2 protein-coding genes are annotated in these 1,585 nt (G+C 61.4%); both read right to left on the reverse strand.

Translation table 11 applies throughout. From position 1 onward, the window contains the following. The coding region (locus tag AC5Y7D_RS30800; RefSeq protein WP_499929960.1) for a PPE domain-containing protein at nucleotides 1-157 on the reverse strand (157 nt) is incomplete at its 3' end. 164 nt (nucleotides 158-321) lie between these two features. Further along, a partial coding sequence (locus AC5Y7D_RS30805) for a PPE family protein (RefSeq protein ID WP_499929958.1) occupies nucleotides 322-1,585 on the reverse strand: 1,264 nt, incomplete at its 5' end.

Raw genomic sequence — 1,585 nt, forward strand, 5'->3', positions numbered from 1 at the left:
TAGTCACCGACGAGAAGGAGTCCGCTGCCGAACCCAGTTCCTCGGACAGCCCCGACCACGCCACCGACGCGTCGAGCATGGGCGCGGACCCAGCGCCGAGGTACATGCGCAGCGAGTTGACTTCCGGCGGCAGTGCCGCGAAATTCACCACATTCATCTCCAATACCGCTCGTCACACCAGCAGATGCCACGGACAATACGATGAAATGTGGACTCAGGTCGGCGATTTGAGCGAAATATCGACTTCGACCGTTCGCTGGCGGCAGCAAAATGCTCGCCATGGCGTCGGCCCCGGCGAGCATTTGCGACCGCTTAGAACGGCTAGGAAAGGTTTTTCAGCAACTGAGTGAGGCTGAAGAAGCCAGCCGCACCGGTGCCCGAGTTGAACAGACCCGAGACGGAGCCACTGATGGCGCCGCTGACCGGGAATATCGGCGGAAGCGCTCCTGTGACACCGGTGTTGAAGAAGCCGGAGATATTGCCGTTGAATATTGAGCCGCCGCCGGCCTTATTGAAGAATCCCGATGTGCTACCCCCACCAAACGCCCCAGCGCTGATTTCGTTGTTGAAGCCCGACACATTGGTGCCTGAGTTGCCGAAGCCCGAGGTGGTTCCACCGGTGTTGGTGGTGGCCCCAAAGCCGGTGTTGGTATTACCTGAGTTCCAGAAACCCGTATTGACGTCGCCAGAGTTGCCATCGAAGGTGTTGAAATTGCCCGAGTTGTCCAGGCCGGTGTTAGAGCTGCCAGCATTTCCGAAGCCTGTGTTGAAGCTGCCCGAGTTTCCGAATCCAGTATTCAAGCCGCCCAAAGCTGTCCCAGTGTTACCGATACCGAAGTTCCCTGCGCTGGCGTTGCCGATGCCGATATTGCCGAACCCGGAATTCCCGATGCCGATGCCTTGGAGCTTGCCCAGGTCAGCCGGAACCAAGTTGGCGCCGGAGCTGAAGATGCCGACATTGCCGTCGCCTGAGTTGAAGAACCCGATGTTGCCGTTGCCGGAGTTGAACAACCCGATGTTGCCGGAGCCGGCGTTCAGGCCGGTGAACTGAAACTGGCCGGTCGCGGTGTTGTAGGCGGCGCCCCCGACACCGACGAGGTTGTTGCCTTGGAGGCCGAAACCGATGTTGTTGTTACCGGTGTTGCCGCCGCCGATGTTCCCGTTGCCGGTGTTCCCCAGGCCGAAGTTGTTGCTGCCGCTGTTGCCCAGGCCCACGTTCCCCGGCGCAGTTGTGGTGCCGCCGGCATTTCCGAGGCCGAAGTTCCCGACGCCTCTATTACCGAAGCCAGTATTGCCGTTGCCCGTGTTGCCGCTGCCGATGTTTGAGTTGCCGAGGTTGCCGCCGCCGAGGTTGCCGTCGCCGGTGTTGCCGTTGCCGAGGTTGTTGTTGCCGGTGTTGCCGTTGCCGAAGTTCAGGCCACCGTCTTTGTTGCCGATGCCGAAGTTGGGGTCACCCGGTGCGGCGGGAGCGGCGCCGGTGACGCCGCTGAGTAGCTGGCCGATGCCGGGCAGGCCCTTGAGGGTCTGCTGCCAGGAGGACAACTGCGCGGCTATTGCTGAGGCTCCACCGTGGTAGCCGACCATG

Source organism: Mycobacterium sp. NGS49 (assembly GCF_059812565.1).